This is a genomic window from Kribbella sp. NPDC058693 (assembly GCF_042715335.1).
Lineage (GTDB): Bacteria > Actinomycetota > Actinomycetes > Propionibacteriales > Kribbellaceae > Kribbella > Kribbella jiaozuonensis.
This window is the reverse complement of the sequence record NZ_JBHXSQ010000002.1, coordinates 440,762-464,548: the sequence shown is the minus strand read 5'-3', so window position 1 is coordinate 464,548 and position 23,787 is coordinate 440,762. Positions and strand designations below refer to the sequence as shown.

Annotated in this window: 18 protein-coding genes; 9 read left to right on the top strand and 9 right to left on the bottom strand. The window is 68.3% G+C overall.

The genetic code is table 11. The features are described from left to right. Positions 1-142 precede the first annotated feature (142 nt). Genes ACFWUU_RS11860 through ACFWUU_RS11850 form a run of 3 tightly spaced genes read left to right on the top strand, consistent with a single transcriptional unit; the run spans position 143 to position 3,304 of the window. Positions 143-1,897, top strand: coding sequence for a cytochrome c biogenesis protein CcdA (locus ACFWUU_RS11860; protein WP_380174963.1), 1,755 nt, complete (start codon positions 143-145; stop codon positions 1,895-1,897). Positions 1,898-1,918: 21 nt separating this feature from the next. Continuing rightward, positions 1,919-2,248, top strand: a complete 330-nt coding sequence (trxA, locus tag ACFWUU_RS11855; RefSeq protein ID WP_380174961.1) for a thioredoxin — start codon at positions 1,919-1,921, stop codon at positions 2,246-2,248. Between the two features lie 51 nt (positions 2,249-2,299). Continuing rightward, positions 2,300-3,304, top strand: a complete 1,005-nt coding sequence (locus ACFWUU_RS11850) for an NAD(P)-dependent alcohol dehydrogenase (RefSeq protein ID WP_380174959.1) — start codon at positions 2,300-2,302, stop codon at positions 3,302-3,304. Positions 3,305-3,307: 3 nt separating this feature from the next. Here ACFWUU_RS11850 and ACFWUU_RS11845 read toward each other — a convergent pair whose 3' ends face one another. From ACFWUU_RS11845 to ACFWUU_RS11825, 5 genes are all read right to left on the bottom strand, one after another. Beyond that, positions 3,308-4,168, bottom strand: coding sequence for an LLM class F420-dependent oxidoreductase (locus ACFWUU_RS11845; RefSeq protein WP_380174957.1), 861 nt, complete (start codon positions 4,166-4,168; stop codon positions 3,308-3,310). Between the two features lie 53 nt (positions 4,169-4,221). After that, positions 4,222-5,757: a CehA/McbA family metallohydrolase gene (locus ACFWUU_RS11840; RefSeq protein ID WP_380174955.1), complete on the bottom strand. Its 1,536-nt coding sequence runs from the start codon at positions 5,755-5,757 to the stop codon at positions 4,222-4,224. Positions 5,758-5,838: 81 nt separating this feature from the next. Beyond that, on the bottom strand, positions 5,839-6,861 hold the full coding sequence (locus ACFWUU_RS11835) for an MBL fold metallo-hydrolase (protein ID WP_380174953.1): 1,023 nt from the start codon (positions 6,859-6,861) through the stop codon (positions 5,839-5,841). An 18-nt stretch (positions 6,862-6,879) separates the two neighbouring features. Beyond that, positions 6,880-7,560 carry an SDR family NAD(P)-dependent oxidoreductase gene (locus ACFWUU_RS11830; protein ID WP_380174951.1) on the bottom strand — a complete coding sequence of 227 codons (681 nt, stop codon included), beginning with the start codon at positions 7,558-7,560 and terminating at the stop codon, positions 6,880-6,882. After that, positions 7,557-8,522 carry an MBL fold metallo-hydrolase gene (locus ACFWUU_RS11825; protein ID WP_380174949.1) on the bottom strand — a complete coding sequence of 322 codons (966 nt, stop codon included), beginning with the start codon at positions 8,520-8,522 and terminating at the stop codon, positions 7,557-7,559. Before ACFWUU_RS11825 ends, ACFWUU_RS11830 begins: the two co-directional genes overlap by 4 nt. A gap of 98 nt (positions 8,523-8,620) precedes the next feature. Between ACFWUU_RS11825 and ACFWUU_RS11820 the strand changes: the two genes are divergently transcribed. Continuing rightward, on the top strand, positions 8,621-11,197 hold the full coding sequence (locus ACFWUU_RS11820; protein ID WP_380174947.1) for a LuxR C-terminal-related transcriptional regulator: 2,577 nt from the start codon (positions 8,621-8,623) through the stop codon (positions 11,195-11,197). Here ACFWUU_RS11820 and ACFWUU_RS11815 read toward each other — a convergent pair. Genes ACFWUU_RS11815 through ACFWUU_RS11805 form a run of 3 tightly spaced genes read right to left on the bottom strand, consistent with a single transcriptional unit; the run spans position 11,194 to position 14,198 of the window. Continuing rightward, positions 11,194-12,021: an amidohydrolase family protein gene (locus ACFWUU_RS11815; RefSeq protein WP_380174945.1), complete on the bottom strand. Its 828-nt coding sequence runs from the start codon at positions 12,019-12,021 to the stop codon at positions 11,194-11,196. The two genes, ACFWUU_RS11820 and ACFWUU_RS11815, sit on opposite strands and share 4 nt — an antisense overlap. Positions 12,022-12,031: 10 nt before the next feature. Beyond that, positions 12,032-13,003: an aldo/keto reductase gene (locus ACFWUU_RS11810; RefSeq protein ID WP_380174943.1), complete on the bottom strand. Its 972-nt coding sequence runs from the start codon at positions 13,001-13,003 to the stop codon at positions 12,032-12,034. Then, on the bottom strand, positions 12,996-14,198 hold the full coding sequence (locus tag ACFWUU_RS11805) for a mandelate racemase/muconate lactonizing enzyme family protein (protein WP_380174941.1): 1,203 nt from the start codon (positions 14,196-14,198) through the stop codon (positions 12,996-12,998). The genes ACFWUU_RS11810 and ACFWUU_RS11805 overlap by 8 nt, the downstream gene beginning before the upstream one ends. 184 nt (positions 14,199-14,382) lie before the next feature. On the opposite strand from ACFWUU_RS11805, the gene ACFWUU_RS11800 reads away from it, so the two are divergent. From ACFWUU_RS11800 to ACFWUU_RS11780, 5 genes are all read left to right on the top strand, one after another. Then, on the top strand, positions 14,383-15,312 hold the full coding sequence (locus tag ACFWUU_RS11800; RefSeq protein ID WP_137257173.1) for a LysR family transcriptional regulator: 930 nt from the start codon (positions 14,383-14,385) through the stop codon (positions 15,310-15,312). Positions 15,313-15,477: 165 nt separating this feature from the next. Continuing rightward, positions 15,478-16,401, top strand: a complete 924-nt coding sequence (locus ACFWUU_RS11795) for a carbohydrate ABC transporter permease (protein ID WP_233714969.1) — start codon at positions 15,478-15,480, stop codon at positions 16,399-16,401. A 10-nt stretch (positions 16,402-16,411) separates the two neighbouring features. Continuing rightward, positions 16,412-17,287 (top strand): carbohydrate ABC transporter permease, encoded by an 876-nt coding sequence (locus tag ACFWUU_RS11790; RefSeq protein ID WP_380174939.1) that lies wholly within the window; start codon positions 16,412-16,414, stop codon positions 17,285-17,287. A 31-nt stretch (positions 17,288-17,318) separates the two neighbouring features. Then, positions 17,319-18,677: an ABC transporter substrate-binding protein gene (locus ACFWUU_RS11785; RefSeq protein ID WP_380174937.1), complete on the top strand. Its 1,359-nt coding sequence runs from the start codon at positions 17,319-17,321 to the stop codon at positions 18,675-18,677. A gap of 7 nt (positions 18,678-18,684) precedes the next feature. Further along, a complete protein-coding gene (locus tag ACFWUU_RS11780; RefSeq protein ID WP_380174935.1) occupies positions 18,685-21,003 on the top strand; it encodes a glycoside hydrolase N-terminal domain-containing protein in 2,319 nt (772 codons plus the stop codon). Here the strand turns inward: ACFWUU_RS11780 and ACFWUU_RS11775 are convergent. Next, complete coding sequence (locus ACFWUU_RS11775; RefSeq protein ID WP_380174934.1) at positions 21,000-23,750, bottom strand: AAA family ATPase; 2,751 nt, start codon at positions 23,748-23,750, stop codon at positions 21,000-21,002. The genes ACFWUU_RS11780 and ACFWUU_RS11775 overlap by 4 nt on opposite strands. Positions 23,751-23,787 lie beyond the last annotated feature (37 nt).

The window sequence follows — 23,787 nt, the reverse complement described above, 5'->3', positions numbered from 1 at the left end:
CACAACCGCAGTCGAACGGTCTTCGGGGCTGTATGCCATGCGGATGGGTGGCAGCGAGAACTTCCGTCCGAGAGCCATCCGGACGGGGTGCAGGAACGAAGTGCTGATGTCTTGTCAATCACCGAGCATTGGAGCGTTCCCGATGATCACACTGGCCTTCATCGGCTTGGTCGGCGGCCTGATCACCGGGGTCTCCCCCTGCGTGCTGCCGATGCTTCCGATCATCTTCTTCGCCGGCACCGCCGGTAAGACCGAGCCGGCAAGCAAGACCGCGTCTGCGGGCGGCGGTGTCCTCCTGGACGAGCCCGCAGTGAAGAAGGCCCGAGACTTCCGGCCGCTGAAGATCATCGCGGGCATCGTGGTGAGCTTCAGCCTGTTCACGCTGACCGGATCGGTGATCCTGTCGGCGCTCGGACTGCCGGACGACTTCCTCCGCTGGGGCGGACTCACGATCCTGACCCTGGTCGGGCTCGGCCTGATCTTCCCCGCGCTCGGTCACTGGATCGAGAAGCCGTTCTACCGGCTGCCGAAGATCAACCGGAACAACAACGGCGCGTTCGTGCTCGGCCTCGGTCTCGGCACGTTGTACGTCCCGTGCGCCGGTCCGGTTCTCGCCGCGATCACCGTCGCCGGCGCGACCGGCAACGTCGGCTGGCGGACCGTCGTACTGACCGTCTCCTTCGCGTTGGGTGCAGCGCTGCCGTTGTTGATCTTCGCGTCGGCGGGGTCGCGGATCTCGCAACGGGTGAAGGCGTACCGCGACCACGCTCGCGGCTTCCGGATCGGTGGCGGGGTCGTGATGATCCTGCTCGCGATCGCACTCGCGTTCAACATCACCGACGTCATCCAGCGCTCACTGCCGAGCTACACCAGCGGCCTGGAGAAGAAGGTTGCCGAGAACAAGACGGTACAAGGTGTCCTCGCCCCGGCGCTCGGGCAGGGCGGGCAGGATCTGGCCAAGTGCACGCCGGGTGCCGCGGAGCTTGCCTCCTGCGGAGCGGCGCCGGAGTTCACCGGGACGCAGAAGTGGTTCAACACCCCGGGCGGCAAGCCGGCGAGCATCGGCGGGCTCAAGGGCAAGGTCGTCCTGGTCGACTTCTGGGCGTACTCGTGCATCAACTGCCAGCGCGCCACTCCCCACCTGCTCGCCTGGGACAAGGCCTATCGCTCCCTCGGTCTGGAGATCGTCGGCATCCACTCGCCTGAGTTCGCGTTCGAGAAGAGCGCCGGGAACCTGGAGTCCGCGATCCGCAAGGAGGGCATCGCGTACCCCGTTGGCCAGGACAACAATCTGGCGACGTGGACGCAGTACCGCAACCAGTACTGGCCGGCGAAGTACCTGGTCGATGCCGGCGGCACCGTTCGCTCGATCAAGTTCGGCGAGGGCGGATACGGGCAGACCGAGGACCAGATCCGGCAGCTGCTCAAGGACGCGAATCCCGAAGTACAACTGCCGGCTCCGGTCGACGGCACGGTGAAAGCGCCCTCGATCGGCGGTGCAGGAACCACGCCGGAGACGTACCTCGCCTACTCGCGCTCGGCCAACCTGCGCGGCACCGGCAAGCTGACCCCTGGCAAGACGGTTGCCTTCGGCCTCAATTCCGCACAGCCCGACGACACCTACAGCCTCGGCGGCAACTGGAAGGTCGGCACGCAGAGTGTCGCCTCCACCACCGGGTCCACGGCACGCCTGAACTACAACGCCGCGAAGGTCTACCACGTGCTGTCCGGCGAGGGCACCGTCACGGTCTCCATCCCCGGCGAGCCCGACAAGACCATCAAGGTCTCGGGCACACCGAATGCCTACCAGTTGGTCGACAAGCCCGCTCAGGAACGCAAGACCATGACCCTCACCTACAGCCCCGGCATCTCCGCCTTCACCTTCAGCTTCGGCTGATCCACCATCGGAGGAAACGTCATGCACAACGTCACCGACAGCGAGTTCGGCACGATGATCATGGACAGCGACAAACCGGTCGTCGTCGACTTCTGGGCCGAGTGGTGTGGTCCCTGCCGGCAGGTCACTCCCGTCCTCGAGGCCCTGGCCGCCGAGCACGGCGACAAGCTGACCTTCGTCAAGCTGAACATCGACGAGAACCCCACCACACCGGCGTTCTACGGCGTGATCAGCATCCCGACCATCAACGTCTACGTGAACGGCGAACTCGCCAAGTCCATCGTCGGAGCCCACCCCAAGGCCGCCCTGCTCAGAGAACTCCAGCCGTACGTCGACCTCAACGATTCCTGAGAGGGAATTGAGGGTGGGAGGTGACGAGGACAGTGTTGAGCCGTGCAAACGATGAAGAGTTATCACATCCAGTACGGCGGCGGCCTCGAGAGCCTGCGGCTGCGTGAACACCCGGTGCCGGAGCCTGGTCCGACCGAGGTGCTGATCCGGATCCGGGCGAACTCGCTCAGCGCTCGCGAGCTGAACATCCTGCGCGGCCGCTACCCCCTCCCGGTCGCCGACGACATCATTGCCGCGTCCGACGGAGCCGGCGAGGTGGTCGCGGTGGGTGCCGAGGTCGACCGGTTCCAGGTCGGGGACCGGGTGATGGGGGTCGTGTTCCCGCGCTGGTTCGACGGGCGGTTCGACCTCGCTCGCGCGGATCAGCTCGGGGGTTCGCTGGACGGTCTGCTGACGGAGTACGCCGTACTCGATCAGGACGGGGTGTTGCCGATTCCCGGGGACCTCACGTTCGAGGAGGCGGCGACGCTGCCGTGTGTCGCGGTGACTGCGTGGAATGCATTGGTGGGCGGTCAGGGGTTGGTACCTGGCGAATCCGTCCTGACGTTGGGGTCGGGCGGCGTGTCGCTGTTCGCCTTGCAGCTCGGCAAGTTGCTCGGGGCGCGGGTGATCGCGACGGCCGGCAGCGACGAGAAGGCTGCCCGGCTCACCGAGCTCGGCGCGGACGCGGTCATCAATCACACTGACACGCCAGATTGGTCCAAGCAGGTGCGTGAGCTGACCGACGGGCGCGGCGTCGATCACGTCGTCGACGTGGCCGGGACCTTGAACGAGTCGCTGCGCGCCACGGCCACCGGAGGCGAAATTGCCTTCGTCGGATCACTGGGCGGCGCCGATCCCGTCGACGCCCGCCTCCTGTTCACCTCGTCGGTCACGCTTCGGCCGATCGCGCTCGGACACCGGGCGCACTTCGAGGCGATGAACAAGGCCATCGCCGCGTCCGGCCTGCGCCCGGTCATCGACCGGATCTTCCCGTTCGAGGAGACCCCGGACGCCTTCCGCTACTACGTCGACGGCGGCGGCTTCGGCAAGATCGTCATCACCCATCCGGCCTGACCACTAGGCGAGGCGCGGGATCACCTCGTCGGCGAGGCGAGTGGCGAACTCGACCGGGTTGCGGTCCGGCATGAACTGCAACTCGGTGATGCCGAGCTGCGCGTACTGTTCGGCGGCCGCGAGGAAGGCGTCCGGGTCCTCGAGCGCGCGATCCGTGTACACGGCGGTCTTGGTGATGCCGTCGTAGTCGCGGCCCTCGGCGTCGCAGTGCGCACGCAGTACGTCGAGCTTGTGCGCCACATCCTCGGGGCTGACGGCGAACAGGTTGCACGCGTCGGCGTACCGCGCGACCAGCAGCAGCGTCTTCTTCTCGCCTCCGCCGCCGACCATGATCTGCGGTCGCGGAGACGAGATCGGCGCAGGCACGCACAACGTCTCCGCCAGCTGGTAGTGGCGGCCGTCGAACGGCCCGTTGTTGTCGCTCCACATCTGCTGACAGATCTGCAGGCTCTCCTCGAGCCGCTCGAAACGCTCGCCCATCGGCACCACCGGTACGCCGAGCGCGCGCTGCTCCCGCTCGTACCAGGACGCGCCGATGCCGAGGAACGCACGCCCGCCGGACAGTACGTCGAGCGTGGTCACGATCTTCGCGAGCAGACCGGGATAGCGGTACATCACACCGGTGACCAGCAGACCCAGCTGTAGCCGCTCGGTCCGAGCGGCTACATAGCCGAGCGTGGTATACCCCTCCAGCATGGGCTCCTCGGCGTCGCCGCGATGCTCCATCTGGAAGTAGTGGTCCATCACGGTGAACCGGTGGAACCCGGCGTCCTCGGCGATCCGGGCCGTCTCGGCCAGGGTCGGCGCGATACCAGCCGTATCGGCCGGATCGGAGTACGTCCAGTAGTGCAGCCCGAGCTTCACCGAGACCTCCGCTGGTGTCTTCCCGACAACTGAGAACACACCAGAGCCTAGACCTAGCTCTTGCCGAGGAAGATCGGGTTGGTCAACGCCGCCATCGCGCCGAAGGTGAGACCCGGGTCCATCGACGTATGACCGGCCGTCCCGTCCGCAAGCGGGTGACGAACCTCCACGCGGACGAACGCGGCCGACAGCGGCGTGGTCAGCCAGGTCACCGTGCCGGCTCCGGTGCTGTCGAGGCTGCTCTGCAGCATCTGCCCTTCATCGGTCAGGATCCGCACAGTGCCGTTCGGTACGCCGCTGACCCGCGCGCTGACCGTGATCTGCTCGTTGGGTTGCGCCGACAGCCGCTCACCGATCCCAGCCTTCCGCCCGTACGCCGAGGTCGCCGTGAACTCGAGCTCGACCTGCGCGGACTCGGCGATCCACGACCGTCCCGCCCGGATACCCGCCAGGATCGCGTCCTTGGTCAGATCATCGGCGAGTACGACGTTGTGCGGCAGGCCGATCACGTTGCCAGGGTTGTGCGCGTCGCTGTTGCCCATCGCGGGCAGCCAGCGCTTCTTCTCCCGTACCGCGGCGGCCAGCAGGTTCGCCCACGTGGACACAGCGGCGTCGTCGTCCCAGCCCCACGGGCCGGTCCACACCTCGGTGGCGTCGAGGCCCTCGAACCCGAACTTCCACTCGCTGGCGATCCACGGGCAGTACATATGCGCCGAGACGCACAGCCCGCCGACCCGATGAACCTGCTGCTGGATCCGGTCGAAGACGCCGTCACGAGCCCGGAACCGCCAGTCCACCCACTGGCCCGGACGGGTACCGAGAGCGAGCCAATGGCCGTTGCGGGTCGTGACCTCCTCCCCCGTGACGATCAGCAGGTCATCGCCGGCGTACGGCCCCCATGAACCGTGCGAGGCATTGGTGTTGTGATCGGTCGACACGATGAAGTCAAGGCCGGCCGCGCGGGCGCCAGCGGCGACGTCGGCGGGCAGGTTGCGGCCGTCGGAGTACACGGTGTGCAGGTGGCAGTCACCGCGGTACCAGTCCCGGCCGCGTCCCTTCGCCCGGGTCGGCGGGTACGCCGGGACGTAGCGCGGCCCGGGCTCGCCGTACGTGAGCGTGATCTCGACGTGGTAGTCCAGACCCTGCGGAGCCACCTGGTACGGGCCGAGGACGATGTGCCACGTCCCCGGCATCACGTCGCCGGGCAGGTATCCGGGGGTCGCTTCGGTGCGGCTGATGCTGAACTCGGTGCGGAAACCACCGGACCAGCCGCGGAAGCCGGACCCGTCGAAGTCGAAACCGCGCGCGTCGAAGATCCCGATGTCGCAGGAGTTGCCCGGCGTACCCGCGGGAACCGCCGGCTTGGAGTAGCTGTAGCTCACCGAGATCTGCTGCACACCTCGCGGGACGTTGACCGGCAGGTACACGAAGTCGGTCGGCCCGGGTGCGATATGCCCTTCCACCACCTGGGTCTTGGTTCCGGTCGCGGCGGCGGCGAAGCTCACCGGGGCCAGCGCGACGATCGTGCCGGTGCCGGCTGCGGCCAGCAGGCCCCTCCTGGTGATGGCGGTCATTGCGGCGTCAGTCATGTCGGAAACCAAACACTCCACGGCATCCGCCAGGCAACGCCGAAATGACCGCCACGCGAACCACCGATGATCCGGTGCCCGTCAGGGATGGATCTGGGAGCCCACTCCGAGGTCGAGGCGGACAGATTCGAGGATCAGGAACGTCGTGGTCGCCGTGTAGACGTCGGCCGCGGCGAGGACCCCGAGGTACTTCTTGATCACCGGGTCGGAGGCGTACTTCACCTGCGCGGCCTGGTACTCCTTCACCGCCGCCCAGGCGTTGTTCCCGTACTTCGCGAAGTACGGCGTCGGGTCGACGTTGACCAGCGCCAGCTTCACGTTCGCGACGATGTCGTCGATGTACTGGCGGTACACGACCATGTCCTGCCGGGTCCCGAGCCGGCCCATGTGACCGCCGATGTAGTGCTTCCACGTATACGAGAGCGCCTTGCCGGGCGCGGCCATCGAGCCGGGCACGTCCTCGTTGATGTTGAAGAAGTCGAACGGCACCCACCCGGGCAGGTTGACGTCGACCAGCATCAGCGTGTCGTGATCCGGGAAGTGGATGTAGATGTTGTCCGGCGTGTGGTTGGTCCCGTGGTACGCCAGCTCGATCCGCTCGCCGCCGACCCGCAGCGTCTTGCGACTCTCGAAGGTGACGTCCGGCACCGGCCGCGTCGGGTCGTTGTCCCGGGCAAGCAATCGCTTGTTCTCGGTGTGCCCGATCCGGGTCACGTGCTTGCCGAACAGCGACGACGCACCGAGGTGGTCGGCGTGATGGTGCGAGTAGACGATGTGCGTCACCTTGTTCGGTACGCCGTTCGCCGCGGCGATCTCGTTGATCGCCCGCTGCAGGTTCTGACCGATCGACGGCGGCGCGTCGAACAGGACCACCCCGTCCTTCGTGGTCAGGAACGCCGCTTGGTACGTGCTGTCCGTGACCCAGTACAGATTCTTCTGCACCCGGCCGACGAAGTAGCCCTGCGCGTTCACCGCCGGGCCGAGCGCGGACGGCGGGATCGGTGCGTAGTCCGGCAGCGTGTCGGCGCTGGCAGGCAGCTCGCCGAGCATCGGGAGCGCGGCCAGCGCGGCCCCACCGGCGAGGAAGGTACGACGATTCGTCATGACAGTCCTTTCACAAACTCAGGCGCCGTACGTCGGCACGATCGCGCCGCTCACGACCGCGGCGGCATCACTGACCAGGAACGCGATGACCTCGGCCACGGCCGCAGGTTTCACCGCATGGGCAAGTACTTCCGGCGGCAGGTACGGCCGGGTCTTGTCCGTGTCGAGCAGCGCCGGCGCGACCGCGTTCACGCGAATCCCCAGCGGCCGCAGCTCGAGATCGAGCACGCGGACCAGCTGGACCAGAGCCGCCTTGCTCACGGCGTACGTCGTCATCCCCGCGGCCGGCTCGAGACCAGGTCGGGCCGCGACGTGCACGATCGACCCTCCCCCGCGCTCGCGCAGATACGGCACGACTGCCTGCGTGAGCCAGAGCGCGGCGCCCGCGTTGACGTCCAGCATCAGCTGAAGGTCGTCCGGCGTTGCGGCCAGCGCGTCACCCAGGTGGTAGGTGCCGAGCGTGTTCACGAGCACCTCGGGCGGGCCGACCTCGGTTGCGATCTGGTCGACGATGCTCTTCGCCGCAGCGGGATCGGTCGTGTCGGCGGCCCGCGACTCGATGCCGTCCGGCAACTCCTTCAGTGCCTCGGCGTTCCGGTCGACACTAACGACGGTGAAGCCCGCCCCGGCCAGCTTCGCGGCCGTCTCCCGGCCGAGCTCCCCGCCTGCTCCGACGACGATCGCCACCCGCGCGCTCATGGGTGCACCTGCGATCCGCCGCCGAGATCGAGCCGGATCGACTGCAGGATCGAGAACGTCGTGCTGGTCGTCAGCACGGCCACGTCGGCAGCCCCGAGCACGCCGGTGTACTTCGCGATGACGGGCGCCGCGGCCGCATCGGTGACGGCGTCGAGGTACCCGGCGACACCGGCCCACGCGTTCGCGCCGTACCTGGCGAAGTACGGCGTCGGATCGACCGAGCCGAGGGCGGCGTGTGAGCTGTCCACGATGTCGGCGATGTAGCGCTGGTGCAGTGCGACGTCGTCACGGGTGCCGAGCCGGCCGAGGTGACCGCCGATGTAGTTCGTCCACGAGTACTCCTGCGCGCGGTCGGGAGCCTCCAGGTATCCTGGCACGTCCTCGCTGAGGTTCAGGTTGTAGATCGGTACCCAGCCGACGTTCACGACGTCGATCAGCATCATCGTGTCGTGGTCCGGGAAGTGGATGTAGATGTTGTCCGGCGAGTGGTTCGGCCCGTGGTACGCGAGCTCGGCCCGCGAGCCGCCGACCTCGAGCGTGTAGTTCTCCTCGAACGTCACCTCCGGCGCCGGCCGGGCCCGGTCGTTGTCCCGCTGCAGCAGCCGCCGGGTCTCCGCGTGACCGATCCGGACCACATCCCCGAACAGGTACGACGCTCCCGCGTGGTCGGCGTGGTGGTGCGAGTACACCAGGTGGGTCACCGTGCTCGGCAGGTTCTCGGATGCGGTGATCTCGTCGACGGCCCGGCGGAGGTTGTTTCCGATCGTCGGCGGTGCGTCGAAAAGCACCACCCCGTCGGGTGTCGCGAGGAACGCGGACTGATAGGTGCCGTCGGTGACCCAGAACAGGTTGTCCTGCACGCGTCCGACGTAATAACCGTCCGCGTTCAGCTCTGGACCGAGTGCCGCCTCGGGCACCGGAACGTACTCCGGGAACGCCGGCGCGGTGTCGGGGATGGACATTGCTGATCTCCCTCCGGGCTTGGTCGTTCCAGCCTCGCGAGCGGACCGCGTAGCGGCGTCGCCAGGATCCGGTGATTTCCAGGGGTTACGCTGACCGGGTGCCCGGACGAACTGGCGCAGCTCCACAAGGTCTGATCCACCGCCACGACCTGATCGCCGCGCTCGATCGCGCCACGAAGAAGCAGGTCACGATCGTGTCCGCGCCGGCCGGCAGCGGGAAGACCTCGCTGCTCCGGAGCTGGTCCGAGCACAGCGGCCGACCGACGGCGTACCTGTCGATCCGTCCCGACCAGTACGACGCGCAGCTGTTCTGGCTCGCCTTGCTCGACGCCGTTCGCCGCGCGACCGGGAGTTCGGAGCCGCCGCCGACCGCACCCGGCTTCAACGGACCGGAGGCCGTCAAGGCCGAGCTGGCTAGCGTCGACGGCGAGTTCGTGCTGATCATCGACGATCTGCACGAGCTCAGCTCGCCCGAGGCGATCGGTCAGCTGACGACACTGCTGAGGACGCTGCCGACGGGTGTCCACGCGATCGTGGCCACCCGCGGTCTGTCGACGTTGCGGCTGCAACGACTGCGACTGCTCGATGAGCTGGCCGAGATCCGTGGCACCGACCTGCCGTTCACCGCGGCGGAGACCCGCGAGCTGCTCGCGACCGCCGGGATCACGCTGACGGACCAGTCTCTCGCCGTACTGCGGGAGCGGACCGAGGGCTGGGCTGCCGGCCTGCGATTGGCGATCCTGTCGCTGGCCGGGCATCCGGATCCTGAGCGGTTCGTCGCGGAGTTCTCCGGCACCGACCGGACCGTCGCGGAGTACCTGCTGGCGGAGATGCTGGACAATCAGCCGGCCGAGGTACAGCGTCTGCTGCTCCGCACCTCGGTGCTGGACCGGGTCAACGGCGAGCTGGCCGAGCTGCTGACCGGCACCCGAGGCTCCGAGCGGATCCTGCTCGCGCTCGAGGACGCCAACGCGTTCGTCGTGTCGCTCGATCATGAGCGGACCTGGTTCCGGTATCACAACCTGTTCCGGGACCTGCTGCGGCTGGAGTTGCGGCGTACGGACGACGTACATCAGCTGCATCGCGTTGCGGCCGGCTGGTTCGAGGAACACGGTGATGTCGCGGAGTCGACCCGGCATCTGCAGGCGGCCGGGGACTGGACCGAAGCGGCCCAGCTGCTCACCGATCATGCGCTCGGCCTGACGCTCGACGGCCAGGCCGCGACCGTCGCCGCGCTGCTGCGCTCGTTCCCGAGCGGCGCGGGCGTCCGCGGTCTGGCGCTTGCGCACGCGGTCGCCGAGCTCAACCGCGGCCGTCCGGACGAGGCCGTCGCTCATCTCGCGGTCGCGCGCGCAGACCTGGTGAAGGCTCCCGAGGATCGCCGGCATCGCGTCCGTACGACGATCGCTGCGCTCGACCTGCTGGCGGCCCGGCTGCGCGGCAACTTCGACGGCGTCATCGAGCGGGTCGAGGCGTTGCCGTCAGCAACCAGTATGTCGACCGCGGACGTTGTGCTGAGCAACGACGCCCGCGCTACTGCACTACTCAACCTCGGCGTCTCCGCGGCCTGGTCGCTACGGCTGGCCGAGAGCGAGAAGTATCTGCTGGAAGGCGCCGAGGCAGCCCGTGAGATCGGGCGTCCGTACCTCGAGGTCGCCTGCCTCGCACACCTAGGCTTCGCCGCGACCCGGGACTCGCTGATCAGGGTCCGCCAGTACTGCACAGACGCTGTTGAGCTGGCGACCCGGCACGGCTGGGCGTCGGAGCCGGTGATCGCGCCCGCGTACATCACCCTGGCCGGGACGCTCAGCTGGACCGGCGAGTTCGACCAGGCTGCGGAATGGCTCGCCCGGGCGCGGGACGCCGTACCCGCAGGTGGTGAGCCAGGCACCCAGTTGCTGCTGCACCTGGCCGCGGCGACGTTGTCCGCGGGCCGGGGTCAGTATGAGGAGGCGTTGGCCGCGCTGATGGCTGCGACCGAGGTGCGCATGACAGGCCGGCATGCGCTGACGGCTCGGGTCCTCGGTTGGATGATCGAGCTGCGCGTCCGCCTCGACCAGCTCGACAAGGCCCGGGCGACGCTCGCCGCCGTCGACGAGCGACTCGTTGCGACCGCGGAGATCCGCAACGCCATCGCCGTACTGCGTCTCGCTGAAGATCAGCCGGACCTCGCCCGAGCCGAGCTCCGTCCTGTGCTGGACGGCTCAGCATCTCGCAATCCGCGCCTGAGTTTGATCGAGGCCTATCTGCTCGACGCGCATGCAAGCCGGGCGCTTGGCGACGACGAGGCAGCCCGCGCCTCGACCGAGCGCGCCCTCCATCAGGCCGAGCCCGATCGCATCATCCTCCCGTTCCTGATGACCGGCTCCGCATCGCTGCTCACCGGCCTCCCGTCGCACAGTGCGACGCACGCCGCGCTGATGACCGAGATCATCGACGCAACCTCGGCCGATCCGGTCGGGCTGGTCGACACCCTCAGCCGGACAGAGCTGCGCGTACTGCGTTACCTGCCGACCAACCTCACCCGCCCGGAGATCGCCGGCAAGCTGTCGGTCTCGCTGAACACGGTGAACACGCACATCCGGCACATCTACACCAAGCTCGGCGTGACCGACCGTTCGACCGCCGTGCAGCGCGCCCGCGACCTTCGACTGTTGTCGACCGGCCGCAACTAGAGCGAGTACACGCGCTCGGCGTTCCCGCCGTACACCAGCTCCCGCTCGGCCGAGCTGAGATCGGGCAGCGCAGCCTCCAGACCGGCGAGCACTTCGGCGTACGAGCCGGCCAAGAGGCAGACCGGCCAGTCCGACCCGAACAGCACGCGCTCCGTGCCGAACCACTCGATGACGCGCTCCACGAACGGACGCAGATCGTCCGCCGTCCACCGGCTCCAGTCGGCCTCGGTCACCATGCCCGACAGCTTCACAGCCACATTCGGTGCCGCGGCCAGGCCGGGCATCAACTCGCTCCACGCGGCATCGACGCCATCCACGATCCGCGGCTTCGCGATGTGATCGAGCACGAACTGCAGGTCCGGCAACGCGTGCGCGGTGGCAATCGCAGCAGGCAGCTCCCGCGCGCGGACGAGCACGTCGTACGCCAGTCCGCGATCCTGCACAGCGGTCAGACCACGTCGTACGTCGTCCCGCAGCAACCAGTCGGCATCCGGCTCGTCGTGGACCTGGTGCCGGATCCCGATCAGCCGCCCGGGACCGGCGAGCAGCTCGTCCAGCTCGTCGCCGACCTTCGGTGAGGTCAGGTCGACCCACCCGACGACACCGGCCACGAAGTCCGCGTCCAGCCGCAGGAACTCCCGCGTCTCGTCGAGGTCGGACAATGTCTGGACGAGCACTGTGCGATCGATGCCAGCAGCAACCAGCACGTCGCGCAGGTCGTCGGGAGTGAACGCCCGCCGGACCGGATCCATCACGTCGCCGACCATCCACGGGTAGCTGTACCGCGCGGGATCCCAGAAATGGTGATGTGCGTCGACTCGCATGTTCGCTCCCTCAGTCGATCAGGCCGGCGTTCCGTAGGTCGGTCCACAACGCGCGCGGGATCTCGACGTCGAGCAGCGTCAGGTCGGCGTCGAGTTCGTTGACGGTCCGCGCACCGATGAGCACGGTGCTGACCCGCGGATGTGCGAGCGGGAACTGCAGCGCGGCCGCGGCCAGCGGTACGTCGTACTTCCGGCAGAGGTCCCGGATCGCGACCGCCTTCGCGACGACCTCGTCGCGCGCCGGGACATAGTCGAACGATGCCCCGGGCAACGGATCGACCAGGATGCCGCTGTTGAACACGCCGCCGATCACGACCGAGACCTCACGCTCCTCGCAGGCCGGCATCAGGTCGGCTAGCGACGACTGGTCGAGCAGTGTGTACCGGCCGGCGAGCAGGACCACGTCGAGGTCGCACGCGCGAACCAGCGCGGCGAGCGGCGCCGAGTGGTTCATGCCCGCACCGATCGCACGCACCAGCCCGGCCGCACGCAGATCGCGCAGCGCGGCGTACCCGGTCGTGGCCGCCTCGCTGAGGTGATCGTCGGGGTCGTGCATGAGCAGTACGTCGAACCGATCGAGCCCGGTCCGCTCCAGACTCTCCTCGACCGAACGCCGGATGCCGTCGTAGCTGTAGTCCCACACCGGGCCGACCGGCGGTACGTCGAGGTAGAACGGCACGCCGTCGTGGTACTGCGTCTCGTCGCGCGGCGCGTCCGCGCGGAGCAGCCGACCGACCTTGGTCGAGATCACCAGCCGGTCCCGGTCGACCTTCGCCACCGCGCGACCGACCCGCTGCTCGGCGAGGCCGTGCCCGTACAGCGGAGCCGTGTCCAGGTAGCGGATCCGGCTGTCGAGCGCGCGATCCACCACCGTGATCGCGTCAGAGTCGCTGATCGCCTGCTGAAAGTTGCCCAGGGCAGCGGTTCCGAGTCCGATCCGCGGCACGAACAGGTCCGTACGGCCGACCTGTACCTCAGTCATCGGAGGTCCTGCCGCCGACACCGCGCAACTGCCATTTCTCCCGCGCCTCCTTGCGTACCGCGGTCGACGCACCCGGCGTCTGCGGCCGCTCGGCGAACCCGTCGTTCACCACACTGCGCGACTCGAACACGTCCTGCGTCCACGGAATGAACTCCAGCAACGGCGGACTCTCACTCAGTACGACGCCGGCGAGATGCTGATGCACCTGCATCATGTCGCCGGCATGCGGGACCAGCCGCAGCCCACGTGCTCCCGCATGCTGAGCGACTTGCAACCACTCGGTCACGCCGGCCAGCCGGGTCACGTCAGGCTGGACCACGCGGACGGCGTCGGCCTCGATCAGGCCGGTGAACGCGTGGTACGAGTACAGGCTCTCCCCCGCGGCGACGTCGACCGTCCCGACGGCCTGCAGACGGCGATGAGCGCTGAGGTCGTCGGCATGCACCGGTTCCTCGATCCAGTCCATCCCCGCCTCGGCGAGCACCGGGAGCATCCGCTGCGCGGTGGCGAGATCCCAACGCTGGTTGGCGTCTGCCATCACGGTGATATCGGATCCGACCGCCTTCCGTACGGCGCGGACCCGGGACGCGTCCTCGCGCCAGTCCGGCGTACCGACCTTGATCTTCACCCTGCGCCAGCCGCGGTCAATCAGCGAACCGAGGTCGCGCACGACCTCGGCGACACTCAGGTTCAGCCAACCGCCGTCGGTGTTGTACGTCTCGATCGGGTCGGCGGAACCGCCGAGCAGCCGCCACAACGGCACCCCGGCACGCTGCGCGGCCAGGTCCCAGAGCGCGATATCGACCATCGACAGCGCCATGTGCACGACGCCGGCGCGGCCGATCCAGTGCGTCGGCAACCAGTACAGGCGTTTCCAGGTCCCGAGGATGTCCTCCGACGATGCGCCGACGAGCGCGGGTGCGTAGTACCGGTCGACGACGTGGCACAACATCTCCGAACCGGTGTGGACCCCGGAGATGCCGGTGCCGACGCGACCGTCGGCGGTCCGGATCTCGACCACCGGGACGGTCCACGACGTGAGCGCCGCGGTCGAGTCGGCCAGCGGTTGTGCGAGCGGTACGGCGAGCGCGTACGTCTCGACCGAGACGATCACATTGCCCTCGTCGCCCGGTCGAAGATCGTGCCGCGCCGGCGACAACAGCCCCAGCGCCTCCTGCGGCATCTCGAGTTCCACTCGCGGGCCCTTCCGTTCCAGGCTGATTCGGCCCTGCCATTCAGGCACGCCGGACCGGCCCGGAACAACGACGATGTACGAATACACACCTTTCGTACGACGAATACCGATCGCCGCGGACCCGCGGCGGCCGACTGGTAGCGTCCGGAGAAAAGCGGCCGAGCTGCGGAAGGAGGCAGCCGCGATGGACGTCGAATTGTCCTGGCTCCGGACCTGGATCGAGGTCGTCGACTCCGGCGGATTCGCCCGCGCGGCGGCCCGGATGCATCTGTCCCAGCCGCGGGTCTCGGCCCGCGTGGCCAGTCTCGAGCGGGCGCTGGACTGCGTGCTGATCGAGCGCCGGATGCGGCCGCTGACCCTGACCGACGACGGGCAACGGCTGCTCCCCCGGGCCCGGCTGATCGTCACCGCGATGGACGACACCGTCTCCGACATGCGCTCGACGGCGGGCTCGTTCACCGGCAAGTTGGCCGTCGCCAGTTTCGCCAGCGCCAGCTCGGAGTTCCTGCCGGACCTGCTGATGCAGTTGCGTACGGCGAACCCGCTGCTGGAGATCGCCGTACTCGACGGGGACGTCCAGGTGATCGACGACTGGTTGTCGGACCGCCGCGCCGCCGTCGCACTGCGTCCGCTCCGTCCTGAGCCCGCCGACCATGCCCTGATCCACCGCGGTATCTGGCGCGAACCGTTTGTCGTCCTGGCGCCACCCGGGCATCCCGTCCTGGACCACGACTCGATCGGCCTCGACGATGTCGCGGCGCATCCGGTGATCACGATCGGCGATCCGCTCGGCGATCCCAGCCTCGGCTACGAGGCCTGGTCCGCCATGCAGGCCAGCCGGATCGTGCCCGCCGCGGGGATCGTCTCGCACCAGCCGACGACGCTCGCGGCGATGGTGCGGGCCGGTCACGGCATCGGGCTGGTCAACAGTCTCGCGGCCGCGATGGTGCGTACCGACGGGCTCGAGGTCCGCGAGGTGAGCAGCCATCACCTGTACCGCGACGTCGGCCTGTGGTGGCACGCGGAACGGCCGCTGAGCCGCGCCACGCAGGCGTTCGTCGACCTCGTACTGGCGGCGGACCGGCCGGCCGGCACGCTGCCGATCCCGGACTAGGGTCCTATTCGCCGGACGAATACTTCCGATCCGGGATGCGTCGTTGCACCTCCGCGGGCCGCCATGACTGAATGTCGGCAAGGTTAATTCCGCGAGTCGCGCCGCATTCGCAGGTGATCATTCCGAACCGCGACTCGCCGCATTTGTTCCGCGAAGGAGCCCATTGTGGTGACAGTCGCCGCCGGCGCACGCCTGCGCGCACAACGAGCCGCCGGACCGGCCCATCGGTCCGACTGGAAACTCGCCCTCGTGCTCATTCTCCCGGCCGCCGCCGGTTTCATCACGTTTGCCGCCGTACCGGTATTACGTGGCATTTACCTGAGCTTCACGAGATTCCGCATCCTGACGCCGCCGACCTGGACCGGTCTGGACAATTACCGGCGATTGCTGACCGACGCCGTGTTCTGGAAGTCGCTCGCAGTCACCGCGGAGTACGTCGTACTGTCCGTCGTCATCGGTCTCGCCGTGTCGCTGGCGACCGCGGTGATCATGCACCGGCTGACCCGCTCGGCGGTGATCCGCGGTCTCGTGCTGCTGCCGTTCCTGGTGTCCGGCGTCGTCGCCGCGCTGATCTGGCAGTGGATGCTCGATCCCGGGCTCGGCATCGTCAACGTCGTGGTCAAGGCGATCACCGGTCACGAGATCCTGTTCCTCGGATCGCAGGGCTGGGTGATCCCGACGCTGGCGTTCATCGGCGTCTGGAAATCGATGGGCTACAACGCGATCCTGATCTTCGCCGGGCTGCAGACGATCGCGCCGCAGATCTACGAGGCCGGCCGGATCGACGGCGCCAGTGAGCCGCGGATGTTCCGGTACCTGACGCTGCCGCTGCTGCGGCCGATCATGGCGATGGTCGCCGTACTGACCGTGATCAGCTCGTTCCAGGTCTTCGACCTCGTGGCCGTCACCACGAAAGGCGGGCCGGCCGACGCGTCGAAGGTGCTGCCGCTCTACATCTACGCCAAGGGGTTCAGCGAGTTCGACTTCGGCTACGCGCTGACCATGTCGATGGCGCTGTTCGTCCTGCTGCTGGCGATCACCTTCGTGCAGTTGCGGCTGCTGCGCGCCAACGAGTCCGACACGAACTGAGGCGCCCACCGTGAAGCTATCCCTCGGCCGGACCGTTGCCTGGATCTACCTGGTTCTGTTCCTGCTCGTCACGCTCTTCCCCTTCTACTGGATCGTCCGTACGGCGCTGTCCAACAACTTCGCGCTGCTCGACCACCCGTCGTCACTGCTGCCGGTCGACGTCACGCTCGGCCCGTTCGAGCGGGTGCTCGGACTCGCCAGCCGTGAGCAGGCGGTCGCCGAGGGCGGATCCGGCGCCACCATCCAACTCGGCCTGTACCTGCGGAACTCGGTCATCTACGCCACGGCACTCACCGTCCTGGTGGTGTTCTGCTCCCTGCTCGCGGCGTACGCGTTCTCGCGGTTGCGCTGGCGGGGCCGGGACGTGGTCTTCGGCGTCTTCCTCAGCGCGCTGATGATCCCCGGCATCATGACCCTGCTGCCGAACTTCGTGCTGATCCACGACCTCGGCCTGACCAACACCTTCGCCGGTCTGATCCTGCCCGGCGCGCTGTTCTCCGCGTTCAGCATCTTCTTCCTGCGCCAGTTCATGCTCGGGCTGCCGACCGAGATCGAGGACGCCGCGCTGATCGACGGCCTCGGCCGGTTCCGGTTGCTGTTCCGGATCACGGTCCCGATGAGCCAGGGGCCGATCACCACCCTCGCCCTGCTGACCTTCATCAACGCCTGGAACGACTACTTCTGGCCGCTGATGATCGCCGGCAACTCCGACGTCCGGCCGCTGACCGTTGCCCTCGGCGTCTTCCAGCAGGCCTCACCGCAGACCCAGCCGGACTTCGCCGGCCTGATGGCGGCCACCCTCGTCGCCGCGTTCCCGATGCTCGCACTCTTCACGCTCTTCGGCCGGCGCATCGTCGACTCGATCGGCTTCACCGGACTCCGGTAGCCGGCCTCATCACCTTCCGAAAGGGGAAACGGTGAAAACCTCACGCCTCACCAAGGTCATCACGCTCACCGCCGCCGTACTCACCGCCGTCGCCGGCTGCTCGAACGGCGGCGACTCCGGCGACGCGAGCGGCAGCACCACCGTCAACTGGTGGACCTGGTCGCCCGACCAGGCGATCGCCTACCAGCAATGCGTCCCGGCGTTCGAGAAGGCCAACCCGGACATCAAGGTGAAGATCACCAACTACAACGTCAGCGACTACTTCACCAAGCTGACCTCCGGCTTCGTCTCCGGCGACGCGCCGGACGCGTTCATGAACAGCGTGACGTTCCTGCAGTCGTACGCCGGGCAGGGGCAACTGCTCGCGCTCGACGACTACCTCAAGAAGGACAACGTCGACCTCGGGAAGTACGCGATCGGGACCGAGGGCTGGAAGTACAAGGACGGCAAGCAGTACGCGCTGCCGATGGACTGGGCCACCGGGGCTTTGTACTACAACAAGGACCTGCTCGCGAAGGCCGGCTACACCGACAAGGACGTTGCCGCCCTCAACTGGACCTCCGGCGACGGCGGCACGTTCTGGAAGATGATCAAGCACCTGACGGTCGATGCCGCCGGTAAGCGTGGTGACCAGGCGGGCTTCAACCCGGCGACCGTCAAGACCTACGGCCTCGGCAACCTCGAGTCCACCGGCGACCCGTTCGGCCAGAACGCGTGGGGCTGGCTGCTGCCGAACGACGGCATCAACATCCCGGACAAGTCGCAGTGGGCGACGGTCTTCAACTACAACGACCCGAAGGTCGTGCAGTCGGTCAAGCTCGTCCGCACGCTCGCCAACGACGGCTTCACGCCGAAGCTCAACCAGTTCACCACCGCGAACAGCCAGCAGGTCGGGTCCGGGAAGGTCGCGATGGTCGTCGGCGGCACCTGGGAGGCCGCGACGTACGCCGGGCTGAAGGGCACCAAGGTCGGTACGGCGCCACTGCCGGCCGGCGCCGACGGCAAGCGGGCGCTGATGACCAATGCCAACGGCAACAACCTCTGGGCCGGCTCGAAGCACCCGGATCAGACCTGGAAGTGGGTCTCGTACCAGGAGAGCGAGGAGTGCCAGACCACGGCGTCGAAGTACAACGCGTCGTTCTTCCCGTCGATCGCGGCGTCGATGAAGGCCCTCACCGACCAGCAGACCGCGAAGGGCACGGACTTCTCGGTGTTCAACAACTACCTGGCCAGCGGCGAGCTCGTCCCGTGCCCGGTCTACAACAACGGCGCTGCCCTGACCAACGCGATGACGCCGCAGTTCGAGGCATACTTCACCAACAAGGCAGATGAGAGCATCTTCCCAAAGATGCAGGACCAGAGCCGCACGATGCTCGCGGAAGGCAAGTAGACAACCCATGCTGATCGCATCACCCGCGGCCGGGCCGCGTTCCCAGGTCGTCCCCGCCGGCACGCTGTGGTACGACCGGCCCGGCGAGCGCTGGTTCGAGGCACTACCCGTCGGCAACGGCCGCCTCGGCGGCATGGTGTACGGCGGGGCACCGGCCGAGCGGATCGACCTGTCCGAGTCGACGGTGTGGTCCGGCGGACCCTCGCCGTGGACGGCGGACCTGAGCCCGACCGCCCGGGAGCAACTGCCGAACGTCCGGAAGTTGCTCTTCGCGGGTGAGTACGCCCAGGCCCAGCAGTTGGCAGGCGAGCACCTGCTGGGCACCCGGGCCTCCTTCGGCACGAACCTGCCGCTTCCCTACTTGTCCCTGACCTTCGACCACGGGTGGTTGACCAACTACCGGCGAGCGCTCGACCTCGACACGGGGTTGGCGTCGGTCAGCTACGAGGTCGACGAGGTCCGTTTCACCCGGGAGGTCCTCGCGTCGCATCCGCACGGCGTCATCGCCGTACAGCTGACGGCGAGCCGGCCCGGAGCGATCAGCTTCACGGCGGGGCTCGACGGATCGGTGTTCCCGGGGACGACCGGCACCGGGATCGCGTTCAGCGGCAAGGCCGTCGAGTCGTTGCACAGCGACGGCTCGACGGGAGCTCTGGTCGAGGTCCGCGGGCACGTCGAGGCGAGCGGCGGGACGACGACGCTCACCGAGGGCAGGTGTGAGGTCGTCGGCGCGGACTCCGCCGTACTGTTCGTTGCCGTTGGCACCGACTGGGACGGCGCCGATCCCGTGCGGCAGGTGTCGGAGCTGTTGGTTGCGGCGGTCGAGGATGGGTACGACGAGGTCCGCGCCGCGCATGTGGACGACCACTCGGGTCTGATGCGGCGGGTGTCGCTGGACCTGGGCGGCGAGCGGGACGACGTACCGACGGATCGGCGGCGGGAAGGGCTGGCTGCGGGAGAGCGGGACGACGGGCTGCTGGCGCTGTACTTCCAGTACGGCCGCTATCTCACCGTGGCCGGGTCGCGCGCCGACTCGCCGCTTCCGCTGGCACTGCAGGGCTTGTGGAACGACGGTCTGGCGAGCAGCGCCTCGTGGAGCAACGACTTCCACCTCGACATCAACACCCAGCAGAACTACTGGGCCGCCGAATCCACCAACCTCGCCGAGTGCCACACTCCCCTCTTCAGCTTCGTCGAGCGACTCGCTGCCAGCGGCCGTTCGACCGCGACGCAGATGTACGACACCCCCGGCTGGGTCGCGCACACGGTCACCGACGCCTGGGGCTACTCCGCACCGGGCACCGCGCTGGGCTGGGGCCTCAACGTCACCGGCGGCGCCTGGCTCGCCACCCACCTCTGGGAACACTACGAGTACGGCGGCGACGTCGCCTTCCTGCGGGACGTCGCCTATCCCGTACTGCGGGACGCCGCGCTCTTCCAGCTCGCGTACTTCACCGAGGACCCGGCCACCGGCAACCTCGTCGGCGGCCCCTCCGAATCACCTGAGAACTGGTACGTCGCCCCCGACGGATCCCGCTGCTCGGTTGCCATGGGCAACACTGTGGACACCGTCTTCGCCACTGCGATTCTGCGCGACTGCAGTGCCGCCGCGGAGGTGCTGGGCGTCGACGCCGAGCTGCAGCAGCGGATCACGGCGGCTCTCGCGCGGATGTCGCCGTACCGCGTCGGCCGCCACGGCCAGCTGATGGAGTGGCTGCACGACTTCGAGGAGGCTGATCCGGCTCATCGGCATACCTCGCACCTGTGCGCGCTGTACCCCGAACGGCAGATCACGCCGCGCAGTACTCCGGAGCTCGCCCGCGCCGCCGAGGTCACGATCGAGCGCCGGCAGAGCGCGGACGGCTGGGAGCAGACCGAATGGGTCGAGGCCAACTTCGCCCTGTTCTACGCCCGCCTCCTGCAAGGCGACCAGGCGCTCGTCCACCTCATCAGCCTGGTGGCCGACGCCAGCGAGGCCAACCTGCTGAGCTACTCGGTCGGCGGCGTCGCCGGAGCCGCCCAGAACATCTACTCGTTCGACGGCAACGCAGGCGGCACCGCCGCGGTGGCCGAGCTCCTCGTCCAATCCGATCCCACCGAACTCGAGCTACTCCCGGCCCTCCCGACCAGCTGGCCGAACGGCTCTGTCCACGGCCTCCGGGCCCGCGCCGGCCTCACCGTCGACATCACCTGGACAGACGGCCGCCTCGCCCACGCCACCATCCACCCGGCGCAGTCCGGCCCGCACAGTGTCCAGTACGGCAATCACATCCTCGACCTCGATCTCACCGGCGGGGAGCCGATCACGATCACGGTCCAGGACTAAGCGGATTCGAGGCGGCTCAAGGGTAGGTGGCCCAGTTGTTTGCGGGACGTGATGTCGAGCTTCAGGTAGATCTTCCGCAGGTGCCAGTCGACGGTGTGGCGGCTGATGTAGAGCTCGGCTCCGATTTCGGGGTTGGAGAGGCCGTCCCGGGCGAGCCGGGCGATCTGGGATTCCTGGCTGGTGAGTAGGCGGCTGTGCTCGGTGCGGCTGCGGGCCGAGCCACCGGCGGCGAGCACCTCCCGGCGGGCGCGTTCGGCGTACGCCTCGGCTCCGATCTGGGTGAAGAGGTCGTGTGCGGCCTGGAGCTGCAGGCGAGCGTCCTTGCGTCGGGCGTCGCGGCGCAACCATTCGCCGTACAGGAGGCGTGCGCGTCCTAGGTGGACGGTGATGCGAGTCTGCTCGAGGCGCTCGATCGCCTCCCGGTAGAGGGCTTCGGGGTCGTCGCTCAGGAGTGCGCGCGACCAGGCCTGCACGCCGAGCGCCCAGTTGGTCCCGGCGGCGGTGGTTCGTTCCCGGACCTGTCGCACGGCAGCGGCAGCCTCCTCCCGCGCGCCGCTTCGCCAGGCGGCCTCGACCAGTTCGACCTGGGCGAAGCCGCAGAGGCCCAGGTCGTCGAACTCGCAGGCCTTCCGGGCCGCCGACAGCGCGACGTCGTACCGCCCGAGAGCGTTGTGCAGGATGGCGCTCACGTAGCCCATGCCACCGATCCATCGGGCCTCGCCGCGCTCGGTCGTGTCCTCGACATCAGCACGGAAGCGGTCGGCAAACTCCAGCGGAGCAACGCCGCGCCATGCGGCCAGCAACATCGGCGGGTAGTTCACGGCCGCGCCACCCGTCGCCGTGGAGATCGCGTTGCCCTCCTCCATCAATGCCGACGCCGCCGCGAACTCGCCGCTGTGCAGATGGACGACTGCGCGGTAACCAAGTGCGAGCGGGAGCAGCGAAAGCGCACCGGACTCGCGGCACAACCGGACCGCCTGCGAGGCCAGGTCGTGCCATTTCCGGTCGTCCCACAGATCGCCCGCAACCAGCCAGGGCAGCCAGAACCACCGCAGTACGACGTTCTCGTCGGCGCCGGCGAAGGCATCCAGGGCCTGCCGCAGCGGCGCGACGCCGGCCACATAGCCGTCCGTGAACCGGGTCGCCAGCCCGTCGAGAAGAAGATCAGTCGGACGTAAGTCGGTCCCGGCCGACAGAGCGGTCCGCGCAGCAACGGCTACCTCACGCGAGCCGACCGGGCCGTGCAGGCGACCGGCGTAGATCGTGGCGCCTAGCGCCTCCAGGTAGGTGTCGCGCGCCGTCTCGACGTCGAGCGGAGCGAGCAGGTCGGCCGCGGCGAGCAACGGGGCCGGCGCACTGGCGCCACGATTGAGCACGAACACGATCTGCGCCTGGAGTCGAGCGACCATCGCGCGACCGAGATCGTCCATCGGGCAACCCGCTGCCAAAGCCAGCAGCGCGGTCGCGGCGTCGAGCGCACCTGACTCGAACTTCGCCCGCGCGGCGGCAAGAGTTCGCCGGCCACGACGGCGCGGGTCCGGGGTCAGCTCGGCAGCTCGCTCGAGAAACGCAGCAGCAGCGGCGATGCCGCCACGAGCCTCGGCCCGTACGGCGGACTGCTCGAGCTGATCGGCCACGGACTCGTCCGGCCACAACGTCGCCTGGCCGCGATGCCACGCGTGCCGATCGGGTTCGAGTACGGCGTCGATCGCGCTGGCCAGCGCGTTGTGCACAGCAAGCCGGTCCGTTGCGGACGCGGACCGGTAGATCGCTGAGCGCACCAACGGATGACGGAACCGGACATGGGCGCGGAGATCGATCAGTCCCTCCTGCTGCGCAGCCGCGGCGGCATCGGATCCGAGGCCCAGCAGAGTCGCCGACCGCCACAGCAGTGCGACGTCTCCCATCGGCTCGGCCGCCGCCGTGAGCACAAGCTGTCGGGTGTCGGCCGGAAGGGCCTCGAACTGTCGCAGGAAGCTCTGCTCGATCTGCGTCGCGAGCGGCGCCGCGTCCGCGAGTTGATAGCCGCCCGCAAGCTCTGCCGGATTCAGGACCCGAGGAAGCTCGAGGATCGCGAGCGGATTGCCGCGCGACTCGGCGATGACCCGATCCCGGACCTGCTCGTCGAGGCGTCCGGGCCAGGCCGCGTCGAGGAGCGCGCGGGCGTCGTTGTGCCTGAGTCCGCCGAGCACCAGCTCGGGCAGCCCGGCCAGCTCCCGCACCTGACTCGGCTGACGTACGGCGAAGACCAGCCCGACCGACTCCGCCAGCAACCGGCGCGCAACGAACGCGATCGTCACCAGCGATTCCGTGTCCAGCCACTGAGCGTCGTCGATCACGCACAGCAGCGGCTGTTCTTCCGCGGCCTCGGCGAGGAGAGCGAGTACGGCGAGCCCGACGACGAAGCGGTCCGCCGGTCCGTGCGCGCTCAGCCCGAAGGCCGCGTCGAGTGCATCCCGTTGGGGCTCGGGCAGTCGCGCCTTCAACGGAAGCATGGGCGCACAGAGCTGATGCAGACCCGCATAGGCGAGCTCTGTCTCGTACTCCACGCCGGCCGCTCGGGCCAGCCGGAAACCCGACGCGGTGCGGAGCGCGTACCCCAGCAACGCCGACTTTCCGATGCCGGGCTCGCCGCGCACGACCAGGACCTGACTCTGACCGGATCGCAGGTTGTTCAGCAGCTGATCCACCTGCCGGCACTCTGCGTGCCGCCCCAGTAACCCATACCTGGGATGTTCGGTGGACATAGCTCGGACGTTACCTCAGCCCGGGCGAGGAAGAATA